This is a genomic window from Vibrio sp. 10N.261.51.A3 (genome assembly GCF_041471965.1).
GTDB classification, from domain to species: domain Bacteria; phylum Pseudomonadota; class Gammaproteobacteria; order Enterobacterales; family Vibrionaceae; genus Vibrio; species Vibrio crassostreae_C.
Map to the genome: position 1 here is coordinate 36,214 of NZ_JBFRPK010000041.1, position 1,193 is coordinate 37,406.

A 1,193-nucleotide genomic window follows, 5' to 3' on the forward strand; every position below is an offset into this window, starting at 1 on the left:
GTAAGCGTGTCATGAACACCGCATTCTAATCTTTCAGCACGAAGAATAAGATCATCTCTCCAACCCAAAGGAGAGTTGAAATGGTAAAACGACGCACCGACCTAGAATGGCAATCACTGTTTGAGCAATATGAAAGCAGCAGTGTTACCCAACGCGCTTTTTGTGAAGAGCATGGACTGAGTTTATCCACGTTCTTTGCCAAACGGCGTCAACTCCAAACAGCAAACCAATCGGAATCTGTCGGATTTGTTAGAGCCGAAATCGTTGAAAAGACAACCAAGTATCAGGCCCAGATAGCTACGGCGAACATGACACTTCTCATCAATGATGTGGAGCTGAGCATTCCTCAAGGCACGCCAGCCACCTATCTTGCTGAACTCATTGGAGCTTTGTCATGAAAGGTATGCTCAGCGCTCCAGACATTTACCTTTATCGTGAAAGCGTCGATTTTAGAAAGTCCATCAACGGCCTTGCAGCGATTATCGAAAATGATACTGACTTGCCTCTTGGCAGCGGTGCGCTGTTCCTGTTTACCAATAAACAGCGCGATAAGATTAAAGTGTTGTACTGGGATAAAACAGGCTTCGCCCTCTGGTATAAACGCCTTGAAAAAGCCAAGTATAAGTGGCCTTCAAAAGAGAAAAATCAGGTGTTTACCCTCACTCAATTTGAGCTTGATAGACTGCTTTCAGGCTTCACAATTATCGGCCACGAACCCATCAAAATAAACGATTTTACAATGAGTTAATCGAGAATAAAGCCTTATTCTCCAAGCGTTAACGGCACGATTTTAGTATAATCAATGCTATGAAAAAGACGCCAAATATCAACCCAGAAAGCCAAGATGTTGCCGAGCTACAAGCGATGGTAGCTGCTCTGATGTCGGAGAGAAATGAGTGGAAACAAGAGCGCCAATCGCTGCTTGAACAACTCAAACTCGCCTTCGACCGTCAGTTCGCGAAACGCTCGGAGGTATTAAAGCCTTACGATGAATCACAAGGTGACCTCTTCAACGAAGCGGAATGTGAAGCCGTTAAAGAAGACGAGGTTGAGGTGACAACCACGACCACAACGAAAAAGCGCGGTAAACGTAAACCTCTGCCTAAGACCTTGCCTCGTGAGGTTATCGAACTTGATGTAGACGACCATGAAAAGCAGTGCGCTTGCTGCAATCATAGCCTGCATAAAATCGG

2 protein-coding genes and 1 pseudogene are annotated in these 1,193 nt (G+C 45.3%); all 3 read left to right on the top strand.

Features of this window, described 5'->3' with window-relative positions; all coding sequences use genetic code 11:
- The first annotated feature begins 80 nt into the window (after positions 1-80).
- On the top strand, positions 81-398 hold the full coding sequence (tnpA, locus tag AB4371_RS11095) for an IS66 family insertion sequence element accessory protein TnpA (protein ID WP_120459697.1): 318 nt from the start codon (positions 81-83) through the stop codon (positions 396-398).
- A complete protein-coding gene (gene tnpB / locus AB4371_RS11100) occupies positions 395-748 on the top strand; it encodes an IS66 family insertion sequence element accessory protein TnpB (RefSeq protein WP_017037716.1) in 354 nt (117 codons plus the stop codon). The genes tnpA and tnpB overlap by 4 nt, the downstream gene beginning before the upstream one ends.
- Before the next feature lie 59 nt (positions 749-807).
- Positions 808-1,193 (top strand): annotated as a pseudogene (locus AB4371_RS11105) (IS66 family transposase); the annotation flags it as partial.